This window comes from Bradyrhizobium sp. Leo78, assembly GCF_059512425.1.
On sequence record NZ_JCAMOT010000029.1, the window covers coordinates 83625 to 105733 of the forward strand.

19 protein-coding genes and 2 pseudogenes are annotated in these 22109 nt (G+C 61.5%); 8 read left to right on the forward strand and 13 right to left on the reverse strand.

Translation table 11 applies throughout. From position 1 onward, the window contains the following. Positions 1–159: 159 nt before the first annotated feature. Both AC5ZG1_RS30000 and AC5ZG1_RS30005 read left to right on the forward strand, forming a co-directional pair. On the forward strand, positions 160–1878 hold the full coding sequence (locus AC5ZG1_RS30000) for an ATP-dependent nuclease (protein ID WP_496134951.1): 1719 nt from the start codon (positions 160–162) through the stop codon (positions 1876–1878). Continuing rightward, positions 1865–3283: a UvrD-helicase domain-containing protein gene (locus tag AC5ZG1_RS30005; protein WP_496134952.1), complete on the forward strand. Its 1419-nt coding sequence runs from the start codon at positions 1865–1867 to the stop codon at positions 3281–3283. Before AC5ZG1_RS30000 ends, AC5ZG1_RS30005 begins: the two co-directional genes overlap by 14 nt. 7 nt (positions 3284–3290) lie before the next feature. Here the strand turns inward: AC5ZG1_RS30005 and AC5ZG1_RS30010 are convergent, their stop codons facing one another. The 5 genes from AC5ZG1_RS30010 to AC5ZG1_RS30030 form a co-directional block, all read right to left on the reverse strand. Continuing rightward, positions 3291–6572 (reverse strand): UvrD-helicase domain-containing protein, encoded by a 3282-nt coding sequence (locus AC5ZG1_RS30010; RefSeq protein WP_496134953.1) that lies wholly within the window; start codon positions 6570–6572, stop codon positions 3291–3293. Next, positions 6569–7399, reverse strand: coding sequence for a PD-(D/E)XK nuclease family protein (locus tag AC5ZG1_RS30015; RefSeq protein ID WP_496134954.1), 831 nt, complete (start codon positions 7397–7399; stop codon positions 6569–6571). The genes AC5ZG1_RS30010 and AC5ZG1_RS30015 overlap by 4 nt, the downstream gene beginning before the upstream one ends. Continuing rightward, entirely contained in the window at positions 7281–8798 is a 1518-nt protein-coding gene (locus AC5ZG1_RS30020; protein WP_496134955.1) for a PD-(D/E)XK nuclease family protein, read from the reverse strand. The genes AC5ZG1_RS30015 and AC5ZG1_RS30020 overlap by 119 nt, the downstream gene beginning before the upstream one ends. A gap of 8 nt (positions 8799–8806) precedes the next feature. Next, positions 8807–9331: a hypothetical protein gene (locus tag AC5ZG1_RS30025; RefSeq protein WP_496134956.1), complete on the reverse strand. Its 525-nt coding sequence runs from the start codon at positions 9329–9331 to the stop codon at positions 8807–8809. 599 nt (positions 9332–9930) lie between these two features. Beyond that, positions 9931–10212: a hypothetical protein gene (locus tag AC5ZG1_RS30030; RefSeq protein ID WP_496134957.1), complete on the reverse strand. Its 282-nt coding sequence runs from the start codon at positions 10210–10212 to the stop codon at positions 9931–9933. 112 nt (positions 10213–10324) lie between these two features. On the opposite strand from AC5ZG1_RS30030, the pseudogene AC5ZG1_RS30035 reads away from it, so the two are divergent. The 3 genes and pseudogenes from AC5ZG1_RS30035 (at position 10325) to AC5ZG1_RS30045 (ending at position 11375) form a co-directional block, all read left to right on the forward strand. Continuing rightward, positions 10325–10638: pseudogene (locus AC5ZG1_RS30035) on the forward strand (DUF736 domain-containing protein). A 134-nt stretch (positions 10639–10772) separates the two neighbouring features. After that, positions 10773–11081 (forward strand): type II toxin-antitoxin system RelB/DinJ family antitoxin, encoded by a 309-nt coding sequence (locus AC5ZG1_RS30040; RefSeq protein ID WP_496134958.1) that lies wholly within the window; start codon positions 10773–10775, stop codon positions 11079–11081. Positions 11082–11134: 53 nt separating this feature from the next. Further along, positions 11135–11375, forward strand: a pseudogene (locus AC5ZG1_RS30045) (type II toxin-antitoxin system RelE/ParE family toxin). An 18-nt stretch (positions 11376–11393) separates the two neighbouring features. Here the strand turns inward: AC5ZG1_RS30045 and AC5ZG1_RS30050 are convergent. The 5 genes from AC5ZG1_RS30050 to AC5ZG1_RS30070 form a co-directional block, all read right to left on the reverse strand. Beyond that, complete coding sequence (locus AC5ZG1_RS30050; protein WP_496134959.1) at positions 11394–11714, reverse strand: hypothetical protein; 321 nt, start codon at positions 11712–11714, stop codon at positions 11394–11396. 46 nt (positions 11715–11760) lie between these two features. Next, positions 11761–12258 carry an AbiEi antitoxin N-terminal domain-containing protein gene (locus AC5ZG1_RS30055; RefSeq protein WP_496134960.1) on the reverse strand — a complete coding sequence of 166 codons (498 nt, stop codon included), beginning with the start codon at positions 12256–12258 and terminating at the stop codon, positions 11761–11763. A gap of 443 nt (positions 12259–12701) precedes the next feature. Then, complete coding sequence (locus AC5ZG1_RS30060; protein WP_496134961.1) at positions 12702–13901, reverse strand: RHE_PE00001 family protein; 1200 nt, start codon at positions 13899–13901, stop codon at positions 12702–12704. A 300-nt stretch (positions 13902–14201) separates the two neighbouring features. Continuing rightward, positions 14202–14597, reverse strand: coding sequence for a type II toxin-antitoxin system VapC family toxin (locus AC5ZG1_RS30065; protein ID WP_455997451.1), 396 nt, complete (start codon positions 14595–14597; stop codon positions 14202–14204). Then, positions 14597–14842: a type II toxin-antitoxin system VapB family antitoxin gene (locus AC5ZG1_RS30070; RefSeq protein WP_061880551.1), complete on the reverse strand. Its 246-nt coding sequence runs from the start codon at positions 14840–14842 to the stop codon at positions 14597–14599. Before AC5ZG1_RS30070 ends, AC5ZG1_RS30065 begins: the two co-directional genes overlap by 1 nt. 1804 nt (positions 14843–16646) lie before the next feature. Here AC5ZG1_RS30070 and repA point away from each other — a divergent pair. From repA to repC, 3 genes are all read left to right on the forward strand, one after another. Beyond that, on the forward strand, positions 16647–17861 hold the full coding sequence (gene repA, locus AC5ZG1_RS30075) for a plasmid partitioning protein RepA (protein WP_496134962.1): 1215 nt from the start codon (positions 16647–16649) through the stop codon (positions 17859–17861). Further along, positions 17858–18877: a plasmid partitioning protein RepB gene (gene repB / locus AC5ZG1_RS30080; RefSeq protein WP_496134963.1), complete on the forward strand. Its 1020-nt coding sequence runs from the start codon at positions 17858–17860 to the stop codon at positions 18875–18877. Before repA ends, repB begins: the two co-directional genes overlap by 4 nt. 197 nt (positions 18878–19074) lie before the next feature. Continuing rightward, positions 19075–20307: a plasmid replication protein RepC gene (gene repC, locus AC5ZG1_RS30085; RefSeq protein ID WP_496134964.1), complete on the forward strand. Its 1233-nt coding sequence runs from the start codon at positions 19075–19077 to the stop codon at positions 20305–20307. Between the two features lie 596 nt (positions 20308–20903). On the opposite strand, the gene AC5ZG1_RS30090 is transcribed toward repC, so the two are convergent. From AC5ZG1_RS30090 to AC5ZG1_RS30100, 3 genes are all read right to left on the reverse strand, one after another. Further along, positions 20904–21059, reverse strand: coding sequence for a hypothetical protein (locus tag AC5ZG1_RS30090; protein WP_496134965.1), 156 nt, complete (start codon positions 21057–21059; stop codon positions 20904–20906). Positions 21060–21383: 324 nt separating this feature from the next. Further along, complete coding sequence (locus AC5ZG1_RS30095) at positions 21384–21584, reverse strand: hypothetical protein (protein WP_080686878.1); 201 nt, start codon at positions 21582–21584, stop codon at positions 21384–21386. Between the two features lie 114 nt (positions 21585–21698). Continuing rightward, positions 21699–22109 (reverse strand): integrase core domain-containing protein (locus tag AC5ZG1_RS30100; RefSeq protein WP_496134966.1); only part of this gene is annotated, 411 nt, incomplete at its 5' end.

Genomic DNA, 22109 nt, shown 5'->3' on the forward strand with positions numbered 1-22109 from the left:
CTGACTCCTTGCATCATCACACCTTCCGATGTAATGCATTTGCATTGTAAGTCAAGTCCAGCCAGGTCGTAGGGCTGGCGCTGAATTGACCAAGAGCTGCGGAATTCTCCCCGTTCGGTGGATGCTTCCGGCGACGCACGATCGGAAGGAGAACGCAGCATGGCTCTTATCCGTGTGGTTGAAATTGAGAACTTTCGGGCGGTGAAAGCCCTTCGCTGGCTGCCTGGTCCGGGCATCAATTGCCTGGTCGGACCGGGCGACAGCGGCAAGTCGACGATCCTTGATGCAATCGATCTTTGCCTCGGCGCGCGCCGATCGCTGTCGTTCACTGACGCGGATTTCCACGCCATTGATTTCGACCGACCGATCCGCATCGCGCTGACTCTTGGTGACCTCGATGACCCTCTGAAGAACATCGATGCCTATGGTGACTTCCTCGTGGGCTTCGATGCGGACACCGGGCTCGTGGAGCCGGAGCCCGGCGCCGGGCTCGAAACCGCCCTGACGCTCCAGCTCACAGTGCAGGACGACCTCGAACCAGAATGGACGCTCGTCTCGCCGCGTGCCCAGGCTGCAGGTCGGACACGTAATCTCAACTGGGCCGACCGCACGCGCATCGCTCCGGCGAGGCTTGGCGTCACCGGGGACACACATCTGACTTGGCGGCGAGGATCCGTACTGACAAAGCTCAGCGACGGCAAGGCCAACGCATCAAAGGAGCTGACACGGGCAGCCCGCGAGATGCGCGACGCCTTCGACAAGAAAGAGCTCGAAGAGCTGGCGGAACCGCTCAAGATCGTTACGGTCGCTGCAAGTAATATGGGCGTACCGGTCGGAAAGGCTGTGCAGGCGCTGATCGATGCCGGTTCTGTCACGTTCACCGGCGGCACGATCTCGCTGCATGACGGTGATGGAGTGCCGTTGCGCGCTCTCGGACTTGGTTCTTCGCGGCTGCTGATTGCTGCCCTGCAGCGGAAGGCGGCCGAAAAGGCGACGACGTTTCTGATCGACGAGCTGGAATATGGACTTGAGCCGCACCGGATCATCCGCTTGCTCGGCGCACTGGGAGCCAAGGAAGAGGTGCCGCCCCTGCAGGTCTTTGCAACGAGCCATTCACCAATTGCCGTCACCGAGCTGAGTGCACACCAGCTTCATATCGTCCGCAAGAATGACGAGCAGCATACGGTCCGCCGCGCGAGCGATGCCGGGGACGTACAGGGCACGATCCGGGCCCACGCCCATGCATTGCTTGCCTCATCCATCGTGGTATGCGAGGGCGGAAGCGAAATCGGCCTGTTGCGCGGCCTAGATCAGCATTTCACTAGCCTTGGCGAAAAATCGCTCGCAGCAAACGGCGCAGCCCTGGTCAACGGCAACGGCGACGAAACCTTCAGCCGCGCGATCGCTCTGCAGTCTCTGGGTTACCGGACGGCTATCCTGCGAGACAGCGACAAGCCTGCCCCAGCGGAGCAGGAAGCTACATTCATTGCTAGGGGCGGCAGCGTGTTTGCATGGGGCGGCGGGCGAGCACTGGAACAGGAATTGTTCGCCGCACTTCCGGACGGCTCCGCTGCTGATCTTCTGGATCTCACCATCGAGGTGAAGGAACGCGCGTTGATTGAAGCGCATATCCAAACGATTTCGAACAACGCGGCGAGCCTGAAGGATGTGGAAAGCGAGGCATTGATAGATGGCCTTGGCCTCGATACGCGAACGCTTCTCGGAAATGCAGCGGCGCGCTTTGGATGGCTAAAGACCATCAGCACGATGGAAACGGCGGGCCGGACTATCGTCGGCCCCGCCTATAGCGAGACTGATGACAGTCTCACCGACGTGATGGACGGTGTTCTGGACTGGGTCGAAGATGGCGGCCGCTGACATCGACCTGCGCACGATTGGGCGTGGACTGGTGATAGCGCCAGCCGGCTGCGGCAAGACCCAGCTGATCACGGATGCTCTTGCGAGACATGACGGGTCAAAGCCCATCCTGGTGCTGACTCACACCAACGCTGGCGTTGCCGCACTTCGCGGCCGACTTGAAAAGGCGAGCGTAAAGCCGAGCGCCTACCGCGCAGCAACACTGGACGGCTTTGCCATCAGGCTTATTTCGACCTTTCCTCAGCGAGCGGGGCATGATCCGCGCATCGTCACCGGCGCCCGGCCGAACTATGAGGCAATCCGTGACACGGCAACGCGCCTCGTGGCCGCCGGCCACCTCAATGACATTCTCGCCGCCAGTTTCGCGCAACTATATGTAGATGAGTATCAGGACTGTTCGATCCGCCAGCACGCCCTGGTTACGTGGTTAGCTCAGAGTCTAGCCACCGCCATTGTCGGGGATTCTTTTCAGGCCATTTTTGGATTCGGCGCCGACGAGTTGGCGGATTGGCAGAAGGACGTACTAGCGTTCTTCCCGAAAGCGGGAGAACTTACCACGCCGTGGAGGTGGAACAACGCAGGCGCGCACGATCTGGGTCAGTGGCTGCTATCGATAAGACCCGACCTTGCAGCAGGAAAACCTATCGATCTTCGGACCGCACCGGGCAGTGTGCAGTGGGTTCAACTCGATGGCCGCCAGGACGATGCCTTGCGGCTGGCCGCGGCTTCGGTCGCCGCACCGGGCGACACGAAGGTTTTGATTATCGGCGACAGTACGGACCCCAGGGGGCAACGTCGTTTCGCGCGGCAAGTCGAAGGAGCCGTCACCGTCGAGGCTGTGGACCTGCGCGATCTCACGGAGTTTGGCAGTGCCCTCGACCTTGCCAGACCAGACGCGCTCTCGGTCGTGGCCGGCTTTGCAGAAAATTTGATGAGCTCTTTTTCAGCAAGCGACCTGGTCAAGTCTGTTGCAGCCGCACACGCCGGTAAACTCGGGCGGGCTCTCACGGCCATCGAGCAAGTGGCCGTAAGATTTGACAATTCGCGGTCGCTTGCAGATGTCGCGGATCTACTCACCACCATCAACCGCGCCGGCGGAGTCCGCTGCTACCGTCCCGCAGTTCTGGCAGCCGCACAGCGCGCTCTTCAACTTGCAACCTCTCCGGAGGGACCATCGTTTCGAGAAGCGACTGTGACGATCCGAGAGTACTCGCGGCTCATCGGACGGCCGCCTGCGAAGCGTTCGGTCGGAAGCACCCTGCTCTTGAAAGGCCTCGAAGCCGACATCTCGGTCGTGCTCAATGCCGGCGCTCTCAACGCGCGCAATCTCTACGTCGCGATGACCCGTGGATCGCGCCGGGTCTTGGTATGCTCGCCGTCGCCAATCCTCAACCCGCCCTGGTAAATCGGGGCTACAGCGGTTCGACCCAAGACACTTGCGCCGCCGACATGTAGACGATGGCGCCCCGCTCGGCACCCGTGACACGCAGATAGTCGCGCAGTTGCGCGACATGCGCACTGTGTGTCGTCGCCGCGGGATTCACGTCTGACTTCCAGTCGACGACGAGTGTGATGCGCTCTCCCTCGATTGCGGCTGCATCCGCACGACCCGCAAGAAAACGCGGCGGATTTGCTGTCCAGAGCGGGACTTCGGGCACCAGTTTCGCGATGAAGGGCGCGAGTTCCGGCAGGGCCAATGTGCTCAGCGCCGTCTCGGCCATCTCGATAGCGTCGGGACTTGCGGCATCCGTCGCATCATCGGATTGCAGTTGAGCAAGCAGCTCGGTCGCGCGAAGGGTCGCCTCTTCACGAAATTGCTCAAGTTCCCCCGTGAGTAGCTCTTCCATAAGCTTGTGCAGGATCGTACCTCGGAGGGCGCCCGCTCCTACAATCCGCGCCGTCACGTCAGTCGCCGGATCGACTACGAATGCATCAACAAGGTCGGCGCTACGATCAGCATCGCGGTCGCTCGGACGGTCCCATACGATCGGCGGCGAAGCGGCGGCCAGTCGCTGGCTTTCTGCCGCAAATACCGCCACTGTCTGATCGTTGGCCATGGGTTGCGAAGCGCTCATAACAGGCTCGGGCAACGCGTCAGCTCGGATCTCGAAAAGTCGCTTCTGCCCCAGATCCATCACCCGCGACCACGATCGCGAGGGAGCGCCGGGCAGATCAGGGATCACCAAGAGATCTCGGGCACGCGTAGTTGCGACATACCAGAGCCGCTCGCGCTGCCGCGCTTCGCGAAATTCCTCCTCTTCACGGGCGGTAGCCAGTTCGGGCGGCTCGATCCCTCCGACGATCCAGTGAATTGTATCGTCTGACTGCCTATAGACGAACTGATCCTGGGGCTTGAACTGCGTCGACGAGTTCACGGTGATCACCACGGGCCATTCCAGCCCCTTGGCGCTGTGCATGGTGACGATCTCCACCGAGTCCTCGGACGCGTCGACTCTCCCTTCCGGATGCCGGCGCTTGCTCTGCCATCCGCGCTGGAGATCGAGCGCGAAGGCGCGCAACCCGGCAACATTGTAGGGTCTGGCGAGCTCGACGATGGCATCGAGGTTCGCGAGCGCGCGCGCGTTGCGCTGGCCATGCCGAGCCGCCATGATCACTCTCAGGTTCAGGCGCTCGATTGCGAAAGCGACGAGCTGCATCGGCGTGAGTTCGGCGGCAAGGCGATGCAGCGCCTGGAGCTTCAACAGAACATCCTTTGCGAGGGGGTTGACTATTTCGTCCGCTGAGGTCCGCAACTGGAAGCGCCGGCGCCCATCTTGGTCGGGCGAGAGAGCCGCCGTAATATCAAGCAGGTCTTCATCGGTGAGTCCGACAACGGGACCTCGCATGAGCGCGCCGAAAGCCAGAGTGTCGAGCGGGTCCGACAGCGCACGAACCAGGACGAGCATGTCCTGAAGCTCCTGGCGCCGGAAGAGCGCGTGACCTGCCTGGGAGGCGACCGCGATGCGTTGCGCTTCGAGGGCCCGTTCGTAACGCCAGAGATCGGTGTGTGTAGGGGCAAGCAACGCTATGTCGCCTGCGCGCAAGTATCGCTCAGTTCCATCCGGATGATGGATTTTCAGGGCGCCGATCAGGCGCGCGCACAGCCTGGCAACAGCTTCCGCCTCCGCTTCGCGCTGTTCCTCCGCATTGGCATCACGCGGCACATCGATCGTCAGCTTCGCCGCCGCACTGATAGGCAGTGGCGGCAGCGTAAGGGTCGGTGCGAGCGGGACGAAACCCGGTTGTCCCGCCTTTCCAAGAACGTCGCTGAAGACGTGGTTGACGTGCGTGATGACGTCCGGCCGGGATCTGAAATTCGCGGTGATAGAAAGCACGCAGCCGTTGCCGGCCTTTCCAAGTACGGACTTCGCGAGAGCGTAAGACTCAATGTCAGCACCGCGAAATCGATAGATCGCCTGTTTGGGGTCTCCTACCAAAAAGAGCGCTCCAGGGCGCAAGCTTGCGCTGCTCCAAGTCGCTGGCTGCGAGCGCGCAGCGAGGCAGAAAACGATCTCCGCCTGCACGGGATCAGTATCCTGGAATTCATCGACCAGCAGGTAGGCATACCGGCCAGCGAGCCAAGCGCGAATATCGGGGTTCTCGCAGACAAGCGCCCGCGCCTGACGTAGCAAGTCATCGAAATCGAGAACGGCCGCCTCTCGCTTGCGCCGGTCGTAGGCCTCGATCACCCCTGTCAGATGCGCAGCCAGTTCATGCGCCAGACCTTGCGCAATGCAGCCAATCAACGTTCGATACGCGGCGCGAACCGTCTCGAAGTGTTCGACCGCCTCATTAGCGCGACGCAGTCCATCCGTCTCGCCAAGACTCTGCTTCCAAGCGCGCATCCTGTCATAAGCCAGCAAGTCGATGCTTCTTTGCCGCATCATGCCGATACGGGGCGGCTGGGTCAGGCGCCACAACGCGGAAAAGCCCGCGGTGGCGTGATCGCCTGCGAAGAACGAAGAAAGGCGTTCAAGATCCACGATGAGACCTGCCGTCCACGGATCTCCTGGTCCCGCGACATGCCAGCGGGCAAATGCAGAGACGGCTTCCGCGAAAGTTTTGTCCGGGCGAGTTGAGAAATCCGGCGCCGGCACGGTCGCGCTGCGATGCTCTCGCCGGAGGATGGCAAGTTCGCGGACCCGCTCGACCACCCCCAACGGGTCATCCTTGGCGAGGACACCGATGGGACCGCCGTCTGTTTCGTCAGGGACCAGCCTCTCCTTCAGCCAATTCGCGAGCACTTCGTCAAAGAGTGCATTGGCAATGATCGCGTCCACAACACGCGAACCAGGATCGAGGCCCACGTCTATCCCGTGCGAACGAAGAATTCCTTGGCAAAACCCGTGGATGGTCGTGGCAGTGATTTCTCCGATGCGTGGTGCTGCCTCATCAAGATGCGCGCGCTCTGCTGAGTCTAACGGCAGTGAGATAATTCCGGCGAGTGCGGGCGGCGTCCTTCCGTGGCGAAGCTCCTCGACCGTCCAGCGTATCCGCGCCTCCAGCTCGCTCGCCGCCGGTTCAGTGAAGGTGATCGCTGCAATCTTTGAAGGATCAATCCCGCTTGCGATCATCATCGCGACGCGCGCGGCCATCAATGACGTCTTGCCAGTGCCAGCCGCAGCCTCGACCAGCATGTTGGTCTCAAAATCAGTGAGCGCGCGTCTGCGGGCATCGAGGTCAGGCACGCTCACGGGCTACTCCAAAGCTTGTCTAGCGCGCTGTTCGCTCCAGCAAATAGACGACGCTTTACGCGACGGTAAAAATCGAGCTCGGCTGGCAGGGCGATAGCAAGCGGATCAAAGAAGACAGGCGCAGGTCCTGGCGCAATTTGGCCATTGCGTTGCATCTGAACGCCTGAGGCCGTGAATGCGACCGCCTGGTCAATCGCCTTCTCAAGTTCCTCGTTCGTAAGGCTTAACGTCCGCGCCGGGTCGTGCTTTAGATAAGTCAGCTGCGAGCTCACGCTCCGAACATCAGCAAGGAGAGACCGCACGGCGAGGCCGTAAAAGACACGCTGGAGTTCTGCGCCACGATCGAACACGACTGGCTTCTTCCGCTCGGGCGCCGTCCCAACTTTATAGTCCGTGACGACTGCCGCGCCGCGTGCCGCGTCTTCGTCAAGGCGATCAATTCGTCCACGGAAGACAATTCCGGTCTTTCCGATCTGGACCGGCGAGAGTGTGGTCCACGGATGAGGTCCGTTATCGGGTTCGCCAAACGAAAGCTCGGTCCAGCTCCTACCTCGCGGTTCATCGATTGCATCTTTGAGTCCTCGCAGCGCTCTCTCGCGTGCCATCTCCATTGTATGACGCCAGAGAAGGCCCGGTGGAACGGCTCTGGTGATTAGCCAGCTTTCGGTAAGACGGGCCGCCTCTCGATCTAGGGCGATCTCAATCTCATCAGTATTTTTTGGCGCGCCATTCCGCAACACGCCCGCAATAAGAGCGTGAACGAGCTCGCCGAAAGCGCGATGGTTGAGAGCGAGGGGCTGAGGGTCCAGTCGCACTCCTATAGGCACGTGACAGCGAGTAGTTGGTCGATTGGCCGACGATGATGTCATGCATCATCCGGTCCGTTTCTGCTGCTTCGGCGGACGGAAGTCGCAATTGCCCAAGCAGGTGTTGCGGTAGCAACGGGTTCTCGTTCGACCGTCTGGGCCACGCGTTCGCATCCAGCCCGACGAGGCGAACATGTGCGCGCGGGGCCGCGGCCACGTGACGGGCGGGTCCCCACGCGATAGAATTTCCCGGCTCGCGTCCGTCGGCAACGCGAAGAGCCTGCAAGGAGAGCTCGATTGCCTGCGGGGGCGCCATGCGCAAAGCATCCCGCCACAGGCTCAGCGCCTGCCCCTTCAAAAGACGGCGACCTACTCCCTCTGCCAACGCAATCCCGCCGGCCAAGTCTTCGAGAATCGGCAACAAGATCCGTTCCGCAAGGTCACCATTTGCCCGTTCGTCTCGAGTTTGCTCCAGAGCATGCCGCCAAAGCGTCGGACTGGTCAGCGCCGCGCTTCGTCGCAAGCCTTTAGCCCAGTCGCTGGGCAAGTTATCCTTGGCTGGGCCGCGCGGCAGCCGGGCAAATAGGAGCCTCACGCGTTCCTGAGACAGCCCGCGTAGAAGGATGTCCGCGAGTGCAGCGCAGGCCTGCCCTTCACGGGTCGCCAGCGCCGGAATGCCGTGCGTGAAATGGACGGGCATCCCTGCCTCGCACGAGAGAACCAGAAACGCATCGTCCCAAGCCGACGGCGAGGCAGCCGAAATGGCGACCTCGTGGGGCGCGGCTTTTCCGTCTGCCACAAGCGCGCGCGCCCAACGCAATGATTCCCGCACTTCGTTTCGCGGATCGGCACAGAGATCTGCGGAGCCAAGCAATGCTGTGCCGGAAGGACGCGTTTGGGTGTCCCCAGAGAACCAGTCGCGCCGGCTGTGCTGCGATGCAATCCATCGCACCGGCACGACATCGCAGAGCGCTTGGATGAGCGGATACCAAACGGCCTGGATATTGGCGACGTCTTGAATAGTGACGGCGCCGAGTACCTTGGGAGCGAAACGAAGTCGCGCCAAGGCAGCTTTGACCAAATCGGGAGGCGTCAGCATTCCAGACGGCAGTTCCTCTCGGACGCGGCGTTCGAGCAACACAAAGTCCCTAAGGCGGGCATTGTCGGGCAAAGAAGCCGGGGCCTCCATGTCCCACCAGTCCCGGAGCGCCGATAGCGCAGCCGCGGGCATCCCCGGCAGTTCGGAAACCTTGCCAATGTCCTCGTATCCGCCCGCCTCGAGCGCCTGCCTGATAGCCAGGTACAAGACCTCGTGCGAGGCTGGCGAAACGAAGCCACCGGCAAGGCGTGCGGCGAGAAGCGGCAGCGTCAGGACCTGCCGACCCGTGGCTCCTTCGCGAGCCGCATCGAGGCGCCGCATTCGCAGCGCTAAGCTAGCACCGCGCGCCACACGTCGGTGTTATCCATTGCGATGCATGCTTGTTCAGCTTGCTCTGCGAAGAGCCTTGTTGCCTCTGATCCGTTCAAGCCGATCCTTTGACAAGTCTCGATGACGTTCTGACGGTCATCGCTGCACCCGTAATCATGCCAAACCAAATGAAAGGAAGCGTCTATAAATTTTGCTTGTGCCGCCGCCCCGGCGGTAAGCTCAAAAACTCGCACGCTCGCCCATTCCAGTGGATCGATGCCCATATACGAAAATAGCTTGCGCCATTGCTCCACCGTCCGCCGGGTGCCTTCCCTGATGCCTTCGCGCTCCCCGAACTCCTTAAGCCCGGGCATATTAAGGGGCAGCTCGAACACGGAGCAGTGTGGAGTGCCCTCCTCCATTTCGATCCACCGGATCGCGTTTTCATTGGTGATGCCTACGCGACCTATCGACAGAACGCGGGCAACGGCATGGCCGGCCTCATGGACGGCAATATCTCTCTTGGCGCCCCCACCGAAATCCATTGCTCGCCTCCAATGACCGGATCATTGTAAACTAAACGTGCAATAAGTATCGCTCCAGAAGTCCCCGCGTTCCGACCGTGAAAAGCCACGCGATTTGCCCGGTCACAGTTGCCGGACAAATGGCCGGCCATAGCCAAGTGGCAATGTCGAATTCCCCAGCATGAAAGCGAACAATCCAGATTGGACCGCGCCGCGCACTAACCAGGATTCTCGCAAAGGACTACGTCTATTTTGATGGAAGTCGGATGATCGAACTTCTGGCCGGACGTTACGTTCATACGGCCGATCACAGCATGGCAGCCAAGTGGCGTCCGGCGCCTTTGAGGCCCACATATGCGGACGCTGTCTACCAAGCCAGCGTGGTCAGCTGGGTCAGTGAATCCGATGCTGCCGTACGTCAATCGAACCCCTGTTTCAGCCTTGAGAGGGTAAAGTCGATCCGCTTGATGATCATCGTGAGGAGAGTCCCGCGATGGAGACCGTACGGATGTCAAGCCCGGCTCGTCTGCGTGAGCAGGCGTTACTGCACGTTTCGCACCAGAAACGACCAGGCATGGTTGCCTATGCGATCTTCTCTAGCAGCGCTCCTCGTGATTGCATCAGTGGGGCGATAGAAGACCGGCCACAGTTTCCCAGATGAACACGGCGGCCTGGAAGGCTGCTGCGAAGCACGCCCAGAAGGCTGCTCGAGCATTGAGTCGACCCTGCTGCTTGAGCGCCTCCGGGTACGGTCCGCTGCCGTCCCAGTTCGTGCCTGCAGTCAGGTTGGGGATTTTCACTGACGCCGATCTGGCCCAATTGATCCCAGCCAAACAGGTGCAAACTACCGTACCGACTGACAGCACAAGCTTCAGAAAACCCAGAAAACCCAGCCAGTCCATCTCTATCTCAGCGCCGCTGTTGAGGAGCGACGGTTGATAATCGATCCCTGAGGCCTAGCAAAGTAACCAAACGTTCAGGCCGGACCTCACTGGGCCGCTCACTGCGCCGACGATCAAGGGAGCTAATAATTACAGTGCGGCTGTTTGGCCCTGGCAGGAAGATCCGCTTCGCACCCTCGCTCTCAATGCCACCGCCAAGCTGGTTCGGGTCGAGAACCCCTCCGACAAGGGACTGCACTTCCGCATCTTCGCCGGCAATGTAGAGCTGGGAGCGGCTTGGCAGAAGATCGCCAGGGACACCGAGCGCGATTACCTCTCGGTCAAGCTGGACGATCCGAGCTTCCCGGCTCCGATCATGCCACCCTGATCGAGGTGGAGGGCCAGGACGGCCTCCAGCTCATCTGGTCCCGCCCGAATCGGGATTGAGGGCCCGCGGCAACGGCCCCGCCGAAAGGCGGGGCCGTTTGGCCGCTGTCACAGCCGCGGGTCACGGGTCCGTGGCAGTCTCTGGTGCATGTCATTCAAATGTATTACATTCAGCTGTGAATAAGGAGGTCGCTATGGCTTCGAATGCCTTGGTCCAAACGCGCATCGATGCGGACGTGAAGGAAAAGGCCACTGCGGTTCTGGAAAACATGGGTCTCACGGTATCCGATGCCGTGCGGATCCTGCTGACGCGCACGGCCAATGAAGGGATGCTTCCGCTGGAACTCGTGAGCAACAGCCAAGCTTACGATACCTGGTTTCGTGAGAAGGTGCGCCAGGCGTTGGCCGACACGTGGCCCGATATCGATGATTCCGAGGTCGAAGCGCATTTCGCACAACGCCGTGCCGCTGCGCTTCGAAAAGCACCGGAGCAGGAACGGTGAAACTCGTCTGGTCGTGCTTCGCGTTGTCCGATCGCGACGGCATTTTCAGCTAGATCGAGGCCGAGAATCCTCGTGCCGCTGTTCATGTCGATGAACAGATTGCCAATGCCGCGGGGCGCCTGCTCGACTTTCCGGATAGCGGCCGGCCGGGGCGTGTCGCTGGCACGCGCAAGTTGGTCATTCCGCGTACAACTTATGTTTGCGGCGTACCTGGTTGATGGTGATACCGTTCGCACCTTGCGCGTGCTCCATGGCGCGCAGATGTGGCCCGACGAACTTACCAACGACGATTGAGGCGGGCTCCGTACTGTATCATGCGACCAGCTGGATCCTTTTTGCGAGCGGCGGAGCGCGCCGAACGCCTTCCGACTTCCCAACCCTTCTGCGCACGAAGCTGCATGACGTTGTACAGATCGCAGGGATGCTGCCGGTCCATCGCTGCGACCAGCTTGCCGCCCATACACGTCTTCGAGCGACGCCATCCGGATTTCGAGATTCGCCTGGAGCGTCTCGCGCGCATTGGAAGGGAAACACCAGATTGACCGACAGCCGCGGCATGTCGCGCACGAACAGGTTGATCGCCGTGCTGCCCTTGGGTGCGAACGTATCGTCGACGAGCACCAGCGGCGCCACGCGTGTCAGCAACCGTGCGCTGTCTAGGTAGACTTGGTTCAAGGCTTCAGCACCAGGAGCCCATCACCGGAGCGTGACACCCAGGCACTGTCGCTGCCCTTGGGCAACTGAGACGGATCGAGCTTGCTGGCCTAGGGCTGGGCAAGTTCGCGGCCGAGTTGCGAGCACAGGCGGACGGTCTTGACGCTGGTGCAGCGGCTGCCGGACACCGACTTCGCTTAGCACCTCCAGCAATGCGCGTTCCGGCGCCGAGACGAGTGGGCCGCCCTTGCGGTTCTCGAAGGGCGACATGAAGCTGCGCTCCGGGCTCTTCCTTGAAGAGTCGCTTGCGGTGGTACCCGGCTGGGAAATGCTCGGTGAACCACTCCGGAAGCCGTCCCGCTTTCCAGCCATAGACGTGGAGGACAGGCCGTTGGGACAGGTAGTGCCGTATGCCGTGCCAGTCGAGCGCGGACTTGCCGCCGACATGCAATCCTTCGAAGCTCCGCTGCAGCAGGACGAGGCTCGGGTGCAAGGCGGGCGGATCGTTCGGCCGGCAATACACGCCGCGGGCCAGCCATTGTAATTAGCCGGCACGGACATAATGGACGGCAAGTCGGCTGAGATCCCGAGGGCGGCGAACTCATCGGAGGTCAGCGGCGTCCCGGGCGCCAGATGGGTATAGAGCTTGTTCAGCTTATCCCGGTGTATCGTAGCCGTGCTACGATAATACGGACTATTCTAAGGTCCCGCAGGTTTCGGTTTGATGCTTCTATCGTAGTCGGCTACGATAAGTAATATCAAACTAAGCCTTCGTCCCCCGCGCGCACTCCGCTTGAATAAAGGCCTCGGTCAGCGTCTCAAGCGTGACCGGAGCTTTCGTCACACCTTCGGGCGCTGGAAACGGCCGCTGCGCCGGATTTCAACCGCGCGGCATTTTTGTTGGTGCCTTTTTCATCTGGACGAGACGGCCTTTCTGCCGAGCGTTCACAGCACGGACTTTCGCCTCTACAGGACGCCCCACGCCCGGTAGCGTCCCCGCCCGGTCGCCTCGCGCAGCCCGAGCTCGGCCACCAGGTTTTGGGCAGCTCGGGGAGTGATCCCGAGTTCCGCCGCGATCATGCCCGCCGAGACGATCGGCCTCGTCAGCACGTAGTCGAGGAGAGCCGGCAGTTTTGAAGTGGCGCGACGGCCGGCAAGTTTTCGGGCGAGCAGATTTCTGGTCATCAGCCAGCGGTCGTGGTCCTTGCGGCCAGACTCGGCGGCGGCAGTCATGGCCTCGAGTTGCACGACCAAACGCGCCGCGGCGTCGCGTGGCCGCCGCCGCTCACGCGGAATGCTTTTCAGTCCGGCATGCAGGCACGGCAGATGCGAGCGCGTTTTGCCGCGGTCCCTCAACAATGCCGCGGCGAGCAGGCGGCCGAGCCAAGGCGCGTGCTCGAGCGGTTCGATCTCACCCCAGGCGTCGGCGGCAATCGCCCCCGCCAGGGTCGGCGGCAAGCCGCGAGTCTGGTTGACCACATCGCGCCAGTGATCGAGGCGTCCCTCCTCATCCCAGTCGGGATCGTAGATGAGAGAATCCCGATCCGGCCGAAACCGAGTCTGGTCGGCAAGCCTGCGCTCCGCCCTGGCGTTCGCTGCGTCGACCGCGTCGAAAGCGGCGGCCAGATGGGGATCGGTCTCATGGACACCGAGGGGCAATTCGAGACCCGCCTCCTCCCGCTCGGCGTCGTCGCCGACCTCAAAATTTCCCTCGCCTTCCTTCCGATTGCCTGTCTCCTCTTCTCGCTCGCCCCTGCCGCGCAGGTTGGCGAGTCCGGTAGCTGACAGCGCCCAATCGGGCTTCGCCTCGGCGATGCGCCGACGGGCGCGCAGCACGGCGTGGGCGCGAGTCAGCTCATGGGTTGGAGCGCGAACGTCCATGCCGGCGTCGTGGAGAACGAGGTCATCGAGGTGGACAAGTTCGCCGTCCAGCCACAGACTGGCGCAGGCATCGGTGAAGTGTGTCCGGCTGATTGCGCCGTCGCGGATTGGGCTTTTGGCCAGCCGCTCGTCGAAGCGGGCCACAGCATCCTCGGCGGCGGCGAGCGGCCCGACGAGCTGGGCCCAGGGCAGCGGATCGGGGATTTTGTAGGTGGGCAGCAAGGTCCTGATAACCTTAATGGGAACCAGCGAAACGGAAGCTAACGCGGGTTTCGCTTCCGTCATAGCGATGTCGGTTCCGGACCGTCCAGGATTGGATTCGCCTCGCAAATCAACGAGCTCTGGCGACCTCAAGCCGGGCTAGCCGCCGGTCGGCGCCAAACCGCCGAGAAGATGCGCCGCTGGCAGCTCCCCTGCCCTCTTCCGGAGGCCGTCGGCCCCGTCAGCGCTCAGATGTCCTCGTGGATCAGATCGACTGTCGTCACGGCTATCGGGCTGCCTTCCTCGCCTCGGTTCGGTGGCTTCGCCGCGAATCGGCGTTCATTACTTCTGCCACACTGAGGCTCGCTCCGATAGTAGCACTTGTCAGGCCGCCTCGATGTCGGTCTGCGGAAAATCGGCGCCCTTGAACATTAACGGTTCCCCAAGATATCGAGCGCAGGCGTAGGCGAAACAGTCCCCGAAATTGAGCCGCGCCGGGTGTCGGCCCTTGCCGAAGCGGTCGAAGGCGTCGAGCGCGATGCGGGCTGTTTCGGGCGCCACGTTCACCATTTTGATTTCCATCAGTGCGAGATAGCTCTCGACCGCTTCGGCCGCCGCGGCGATCGGCAGATCGAGCACGCGGGCGATGGCAATCGCCGCCTCCCACACAGCCAGCGGCGAGGTCAGCCGGGTTGTGCTTTGCTGCACGCGCGCCAGCAACTCGCGCGCCTCGTCTTCGTCGGTCAGCATCGCGGTGAGCGCCGAAGCGTCGATGAACATCAGGAATCCTCGTACAGGCTGTCGCGGAACGCCTTGTCAGCAGGCTTGCCGCTCTGCGGATTGCCCTTTGCCTTCAAATCGCGACAAAACTGGACGCCCAGGTCGACTAATGACGGCTTGCCCTGCTCGCGCTCGAGTTCATGGGCGAGTGCCGTGTGCACGGCCTCGGTCAGCCCGATTTTCTTCAGCGCCGCGACCCTGCGGGCCAGCGCGTCAGTCTCCGGATTCTTGATATGGAAGGCCATGCGGCGCTCCTCTAGCGCGTATCGTGTATCCTTATATAACATTCCGGATACACCGCGTGAAGGCCGGGTATTCTCGCGAAATCGGATGGAGAAGGTCGTAAAGCGCACGGAGGCCGGAGATTTCTATGGTTAGCATTCTATGAATGCCACCTTCTCGCCTTCGGGCCTTGTTTCCCATCAAGACCACACGCCATGACCTCGACCGGACTCGGGCCGGGGACAACCTGGTCCCAGCTCCTGAATTCATCAGGGCGTGGGTCGACGAGGATTGGAAGGGCGCGCGTCGGCGGCTGGAAGGCACAGAGTGTTGTCAGCTGACAACATCCATTCCATAGTAGGCCTAGGCGCTTGTTGTCAGCTGACAACAGGGCTCCAGCGGCAGGTTACTACCTAGCACCGGAGTGCGAGGCGACTTTCCGCCTCCCGATCGGCCGCATTCGGCGTTACCCAACTCCGCGAGATTGGATTGTAGATCCGCCTTGCTGCCCGCCGATGGAGTGGCGTTCCGACGCTGGATGCTGAGGATCAACTTCCTGACAGGCCGGATCGAGGCGTGAGCTCAGCCTGCTCTTCGGCTGGTTCTTCCCGACGATCCACGGTCATGGCTCGACCCCCGATGCCGACCGTGATCATCCAAGATCCGGCGGTGCCTCCGCCTGCCCGACCACGACGCCGCCAGCCCGTTGGGCGGGTCCGGACTAAGGGGGATGTTGTCAGCTGACAACAATTTGTGCGGCGTCCCCGATGGGACGACGTCCCCCTGCGATCGAAACGTCTCGTCCAGGAAGGGATCCGATGCGGCGTGCGCGCCTCGAACTCGAAGGCTCGCGATGGTATCTGGGGTATCCGGACGCCAGGCGTTAAGATTGGATCCGGCCCGGCGCGAGGTCGATCCGCCGCACGGCCGTGCCGGTTAAGGTGGTGGCCCGACTTGGCATTGGCTTCCTTCGCCGAAACAGATCGCATGTGCCGCCGATGAGGAGGGGCCCCCGCAGCGCTAGGTGTTGGTCGGCCTTGCGGCTGGTGGTTCGGGGCTCGGCATAGCCGGCAGCGCAACAGCAAGCGCGAATGACCCGGAATGCACTCGGTCGATTATTCGACGCTTGTTCGTTCGGCTTATTGGCGGAGACCTGCGACCGTGTGGGCTCGCTGTTGCCTTGGCAAGCGGCGGCCCAGCTTAGGGCCGCAGTGGCGCGTCGATCCACACCGCGATAGATAGCCCAGCGTGCCGCTCGAGCTAGCGAACACTTCCCGCCGTTCGCCATCCAGCTCCGGCGCTTCAACGAGACGGGGAGGGCGCTTTTGGTGCGGCCTTCGGCCCTCGGCATCGGGTGCGAGCCCACAGTACGTTCTGAGGAATGCGATCCTCCGGGGCAACGACCTGCTGGGAAACGGGGAATAGCGACGCCCGCGCGGCATGGATCAACCGCTCGTCAAACGGCAGTGCGCGCCGACCTGGACGCCAGAAACGAGGGGGTTTTGCTGCGCAGGACGGAGGCGTCGGCGCATCCGTACGATAGCAACACCGATCGGTGAAGCAAGTGGTGAGGTACAAAATGACGCTCGGGGACCCGCGCAGCCCAGCCGACTCACGCTATAGTAAAGGCTCTACCGGCTGGGGCTGTTGTTGTCAACTGACAACAACATCGCGATGCGTCCAAAAAGCCGCTGCTCGCTGTTGGGCATGCCATCGAGCGTTAAGAACTCGTTAACCCTTTATTTCTTGCTCAAATCATAGAATCGTGGCCATCTCTCAAGACGGAGATTAGGCGTCTGACGCGTAGAAACCGTCTTGAGAAGGCAAATGGCGATCCTAGCGGAAGATTCGGTTACGATGAGCGAGACTGCGTCTGCGCGGATCTCTCGGCATGCCGGCATTCTTTCCGGCCAGCTTCGCTCGCTCGCGACGACGCTATTCCCGCCTTCAGCAAGCAAATCGCTTCGGTCGTTCACCTCAGGGGAGGTTGCGCGAATTGCGGGTGTGTCCGATGGGTACCTTCGGCAGCTCTCTCTCGACGGACTGGGACCGACCCCAGCGACGGGCCTTGGCGGACGCCGATCTTATACCTTGGCCCAGATTCATGAGTTGCGCGGGTATCTCGCCACCGCTCGGCCGCGAGAAGCACTGGAATTTCTCCCGCGCCGCCGCCCTGGTGACAAGCTCCAAATCATCACCGTCGCGAACTTCAAAGGCGGCTCTGCCAAGACAACGACGGCCTTGTATCTTTCGCAATACCTCGCCCTTGCCGGCTTTCGGGTCCTCGCGATTGACCTCGATCCGCAGGCTTCCCTGTCAGCAATGTTCGGCTACCAACCCGAATTTGACATCGCGGCGAACGAAACCCTCTACGGCGCCATACGATATGACGAACACCGGCGGCCAATGCGCGAGGTCGTTCGGCCGAGCTATTTCGACGGGATAGGTCTCGTGCCAGGCAATCTCGAGCTTATGGAGTTCGAGCACACCACGCCTCGAGCAATGGTCGAGCGGCGTGAACGCGGACACGACCTCTTCTTTCGCCGTGTCGCCAGCGCCATCGACCAGGTCGCCGACGACTATGACGTCGTCGTCATCGACTGCCCACCCCAACTTGGTTACTTGACGATGGGCGCGCTAAACGCGGCGACCGCGATGCTCGTGACCATCCATCCTCAGATGGTCGATGTCGCATCCATGAGCCAATTTCTCCTCATGACGTCGGACCTCATGTCGGTCATCGAGGAGGCTGGCGGGCGACTCGATCACGATTTCATCCGGTATGTCATCACGCGTCACGATCCCAATGACGTGCCCGAAGCTCAAATTGTGGCGCTCCTCCGGACCCTTTTTGGATCGGATGTGCTCCAGGCCACGGTGTGGAAATCGACCGCGATCGCCAATGCTGGTCTCACCAAGCAGTCACTTTATGAGCTGGAGCGCGGTGCCGTAGGGCGGGGCGCCTACGACCGGGCGTTGGAATCGGTCGACGCGGTCAATGCCGAAATCGCGCAACTTCTCAAGAAGGTGTGGGGGCGATGAGCAAACGTACTGACACTATCAAGAGCCTTTTCACGGCCCCGCAATCAACTGCGTTGTCAGCTGACAACATGCCCGGTGCCCTGCCGCGGGTCTCGTCCGGCTCGGTCCGCTCGTTGAAAGACTCTTTTTCCGAAGTCGAAAAAGAGAACGAGGAGCTGCGCGACAAAATTGCATCCGGGGCTGTGATCCTTGAAATCGACCCCTCGCTTATCGATCCGTCGCCGCTAGCCGACCGGTTTCGCGACCAGGATGATAGCTCGTTCGAGTCACTTAAGCAGTCGATCGCACAGCGTGGTCAAGAGGTACCCATTCTCGTTCGGGAGCATCCTGAAGCAAAAGGGCGCTACCAGAGTGCGTATGGTCATCGCCGCGTCCGCGCCACACGCGAACTGGGCATTCCGGTCAAAGCGATCCTGCGCGCGTTGTCAGATGAAGCGCTGGTCGTGGCGCAAGGACTCGAGAACGCACAACGCGAAGATCTGAGCTTCATTGAGCGCGCCACCTTCGCGATGCATATCGAAGATGCCGGGCATAGCCGAGCAATCGCGCAGGATGCGTTGTCGATTGATCGGGCAGAGGCCTCAAAACTCCTTGCTGTCGCTCGATCGGTTCCAGCCGAAGTTGTTCAAGCAATCGGCAAGGCTCCGAAAGTTGGCCGCGGCCGGTGGCAGTCATTCGCTGAATTGATCAAGGATGCCGCGGCGCTCAAACGTGTCAGAGCGGCGATCGCTGAACCGAAATTTGCGGAGCGAGAAACCGACGCCCGATTTCTTGCAGCATTCACAGCGGCAAGCCGTCCATCTTCTGCGGGGACATCGAAGGGTTCGGAAGAGAAGCCGGTCTTTTCCGCATCCGGCGATAAGATTGCGCACGTGCGTCAGGCCGAGCGCGAATTGAAGCTTACCCTCGACAAGAATGTCTCGGCGACATTTGCAGCATTTCTTGTCGACCAACTCCCGGCGCTGTTCGACGCCTTTTCCAAAACGAGCGGCGGTCAGGAAACTACCGAGGCTTGACGGCCTCGTCCCGTAAACACCAACTAGGAGCAGACAAGGCAAAAGAAAAAGGCCCCCGAAACGGAGTTCCGGAAGCCCTTCTCTTCAAGTTTGGCGACTGACAGAGAATCACTTTCGCGAATCGCAGTCAAGAGTTTCTACGCGATTTTATCGTCGTTTCGGCGAGCAGGTTTCCTTTGCCCAGCTGAGGCAAAGACATGCAGTCACATTCTCCAACGACGCCCTTCGGGCGGCGATCGTTGACGCTTGCCCATGTGGCAAGCCAAATGGTCGCAACAGAACGCCGTCCCGAAAAGATCGTGCACAAATGGAAGGTCTTCCACGCCATCTGCACGGCACGGCCGCGCCTAGGCGTGTCGGAGCGCTCCCTCTCGGTATTGAACGCGCTCCTGACCTTCCATCCTGAGACTGCGCTCACAGGAGAGGATGATCTGATCGTCTTCCCGTCGAACCATCAGCTCAGTCGGCGGGCGCACGGCATGCCGGCATCGACACTGCGACGCCACCTCGCTGTGCTGGTCGATGCGGGGCTGATCGTTCGGCGCGACAGTCCAAATGGCAAGCGCTATGCGCGGAAGGACGATGCTGGCGAAATCGAGCTCGCCTTCGGCTTCGATCTGTCACCGCTCGTCGTGCGCTCGGAAGAATTCGAGAGCCTGGCGGCTGATATCGAAGCCGAGGCCCGTGCACTCAAGCTGGTGCGGGAACGGATCACGCTGTGCCGGCGCGACATCGCGAAGATGATTGCAACCGGCATCGAGGAAGGCGTTCCAACGCGAAGGGCAGGGCAGGGGCCGGCCGATTGGCAGGAAGTGCATGCCGCCTTCCGCGCAATGGTCGCTCAGATTCCGCGCACTGCGACCCGCCAAGAGCTCGAGCCGATCGCTGACGAGTTGTCGCAACTAGCTGACGACGTCCTCAATCTTCTGGAAGCACATGTCAAATCCAGGAATCCGGGCGCCAATGAGTCCCATTCTGAGCGCCACATACAGAATTCAAATCCAGACTCACCTATTGATCTTGAACCTAGCCTTCCAGAAGGCAGGGCGGCGGGAGCTGAGCCAAAACCTCAACCATCGCGAGTCGGGGAAGCGGCGTATCCGTTAGGAATGGTCTTGAGTGCGTGCCCGGACATCGTCGACTATGCCAAGGGTGGGATTTCGAACTGGCGCGATTTCTTGGCGACGGCGGCGGTCGTTCGATCCATGCTTGGGATCAGTCCTAGCGCCTGGGAGGAGGCGCAAACCGTCCTGGGTGAAATGCAAGCGGCGGTCGTCGTCGCCTGTATCCTGCAGCGCGGGACCGCGATTAGGTCAGCCGGCGGCTACTTGCGCGGGCTGACGCGGAAAGCGGAAGTTGGAGAGTTTTCTCTTGGGCCGATCCTGATGTCGCAGATTAACTCCCGGCTCCATGAAAAACGAAGGGCCTGACGGATGGGTAAGCGTCTCTTTGCGCCACCGGCTCGGACTGACGCGTCGTGGTCTGAGCTTGCGGTTGAGGTCGAATGGGGCCTTCGCTGCGACGTCAAATCCCCATCAGGCGCCGCGCAGGAGACCGGCGCCCCCGAGATCGTCCGTGCGGCGATTGCGCACCCGGGGTCATGCGCCGGCGGCGGGTCGGATCGCGAGGTTGTTTTACCGAGCGCGCCGGTCTGCCGACCGACCGGGACTCGCGGAGATGGCTGCGGCGCCTCAAGAAACGTCAGGCTGACGCTGCGAACGGGCTGAGCAAGGTCGATGAGAAGGCTCGCGGGCAAGGCGCGACCGGAAGGAACAACGCTCGGCGGGAGGCCGAGCGACGTCAGGAGGCTCACGGACGAACAGGCGTGCAGGTCGCGACAGAGGGTAAGCGGAGGTAGCCCTCGAGGCGAAGCGGGAGCACGACGAGAAAGTGGAGGAGATCGAAATGGCGCGTGCTGGATGCGCTCAGGCTCAGGAAGCCCGCTGGCGGAAGCATAGGGTGACGCGTGAGGAAGCGTCTGCATCGAATGCCCGAGGAGGCCGCAAGTCCGTCTGGCTGCTTTCCTTCAGAACAGCTCGGGCCCAAGCGCGAGGCCGAAGGCCATGGCCACTACAAGGGACAGCAGCAGACCGGTGCCGCAGAAGATTGCGACGGCCTTCAGGTCCTCGACGTCGGTTTCCGCGCGGGTGACGCGCGAGAGCGCCCCCGCCAAGGTGGCCATCATCTGTCTCCTTTGAAGAACGCGAGACAAAAGCATAGAGGAACGGGACGCGGACCCGTGTGAACTGGGTCTCAATGCCAGCTCGATTTTCGAGCCACCATTCGCGCGGAAGCCTGCTCGCTGTGCCACCTTCGTGCCGCCGAGTGGCAGGTCGGCGACCCGGATCCGGACGCGTCACATCAGCATCCCAATAGAATGCAAAGCGTGGGCGGTGAGGTGGCCTCTGGACCGACTAAGACAGTCGGTGAACAGTCGACTCGGTCGCTGGAAGACACGGAAAACCGACGCGGGCCGCGATCGGACCAAGTTACCGGGATGGATTGGTCAAGCTTCGCCGGAGCCGGAAAACAGGACGGTGGGCGGCGTCGCACGCGGGGGCGGGATGGACCGACCGCCTCCGGATCCTGGTCTGCTCTTCAGGTCGTATCGTTGGGCCAGGTCGAGCAGCCGCCGCCTGGTGAACGGGTCCGCATTTTCGGCCAAATCGCGCGCCCGCTGCGCGAAGCCCCTGTAGAAATCTTCCACGACGCTACCCGCGCAACTTCACTGAAGGGATAATTTCAATCTTGACGCCCTGCGCGTCAAGCGAGCGGGACGCATTCGGACAGATTTCGGCACTTACCTGTGTGTACCGAAAACTTAAGCTCGGGCGTAGTGGTGATGAAGTCCGTCCAGGATGGGGCGTGAACTGATCGCACCGGTTCGCTGAACCGGGCGAGAAATCGGCGCGTCCTTGTTCAAGGATCGATGCGTTCTGACGTTATTGTAATAGTCGGCGTAGAATTGCAGGACTCGACGCAGATGCGCCTCGCCCAAAACAATGACGTGGTCCAAACACTCACGCCGGATCGATCCGATCAGCCGTTCGGCAAAGCCATTCTGCCAAGGCGAGGCTGGTGCGGTAGGCTTGTCCCGGACGCCCATGGCGCGCAATCGGCGCGTGACGACGCTGCCATAGATCCGGTCGCGATCACGGATGAGGTAGTGCGGAGCCTCATCCCAAGGAAATGCCTCCGTGATTTGACGTGCAACCCATTCCGCCGTCGGATT

Bases quoted from the DNA above. Each gene is read 5' to 3' on its own strand.
- AC5ZG1_RS30040 (WP_496134958.1), top strand. From the start codon at position 10,773: ATGGCTTCGAATGCCTTGGTCCAAACGCGCATCGATGCGGACGTGAAG.
- AC5ZG1_RS30025 (WP_496134956.1), bottom strand. From the start codon at position 9,331: ATGGATTTCGGTGGGGGCGCCAAGAGAGATATTGCCGTCCATGAGGCC.
- AC5ZG1_RS30060 (WP_496134961.1), bottom strand. From the start codon at position 13,901: ATGACGGAAGCGAAACCCGCGTTAGCTTCCGTTTCGCTGGTTCCCATT.
- AC5ZG1_RS30000 (WP_496134951.1), top strand. From the start codon at position 160: ATGGCTCTTATCCGTGTGGTTGAAATTGAGAACTTTCGGGCGGTGAAA.
- AC5ZG1_RS30005 (WP_496134952.1), top strand. From the start codon at position 1,865: ATGGCGGCCGCTGACATCGACCTGCGCACGATTGGGCGTGGACTGGTG.
- AC5ZG1_RS30030 (WP_496134957.1), bottom strand. From the start codon at position 10,212: ATGGACTGGCTGGGTTTTCTGGGTTTTCTGAAGCTTGTGCTGTCAGTC.
- repB (WP_496134963.1), top strand. From the start codon at position 17,858: ATGAGCAAACGTACTGACACTATCAAGAGCCTTTTCACGGCCCCGCAA.
- AC5ZG1_RS30070 (WP_061880551.1), bottom strand. From the start codon at position 14,842: ATGGCCTTCCATATCAAGAATCCGGAGACTGACGCGCTGGCCCGCAGG.
- AC5ZG1_RS30020 (WP_496134955.1), bottom strand. From the start codon at position 8,798: ATGCGGCGCCTCGATGCGGCTCGCGAAGGAGCCACGGGTCGGCAGGTC.
- AC5ZG1_RS30065 (WP_455997451.1), bottom strand. From the start codon at position 14,597: ATGTTCATCGACGCTTCGGCGCTCACCGCGATGCTGACCGACGAAGAC.
- repC (WP_496134964.1), top strand. From the start codon at position 19,075: ATGCAGTCACATTCTCCAACGACGCCCTTCGGGCGGCGATCGTTGACG.
- AC5ZG1_RS30090 (WP_496134965.1), bottom strand. From the start codon at position 21,059: ATGGCCACCTTGGCGGGGGCGCTCTCGCGCGTCACCCGCGCGGAAACC.
- repA (WP_496134962.1), top strand. From the start codon at position 16,647: ATGGCGATCCTAGCGGAAGATTCGGTTACGATGAGCGAGACTGCGTCT.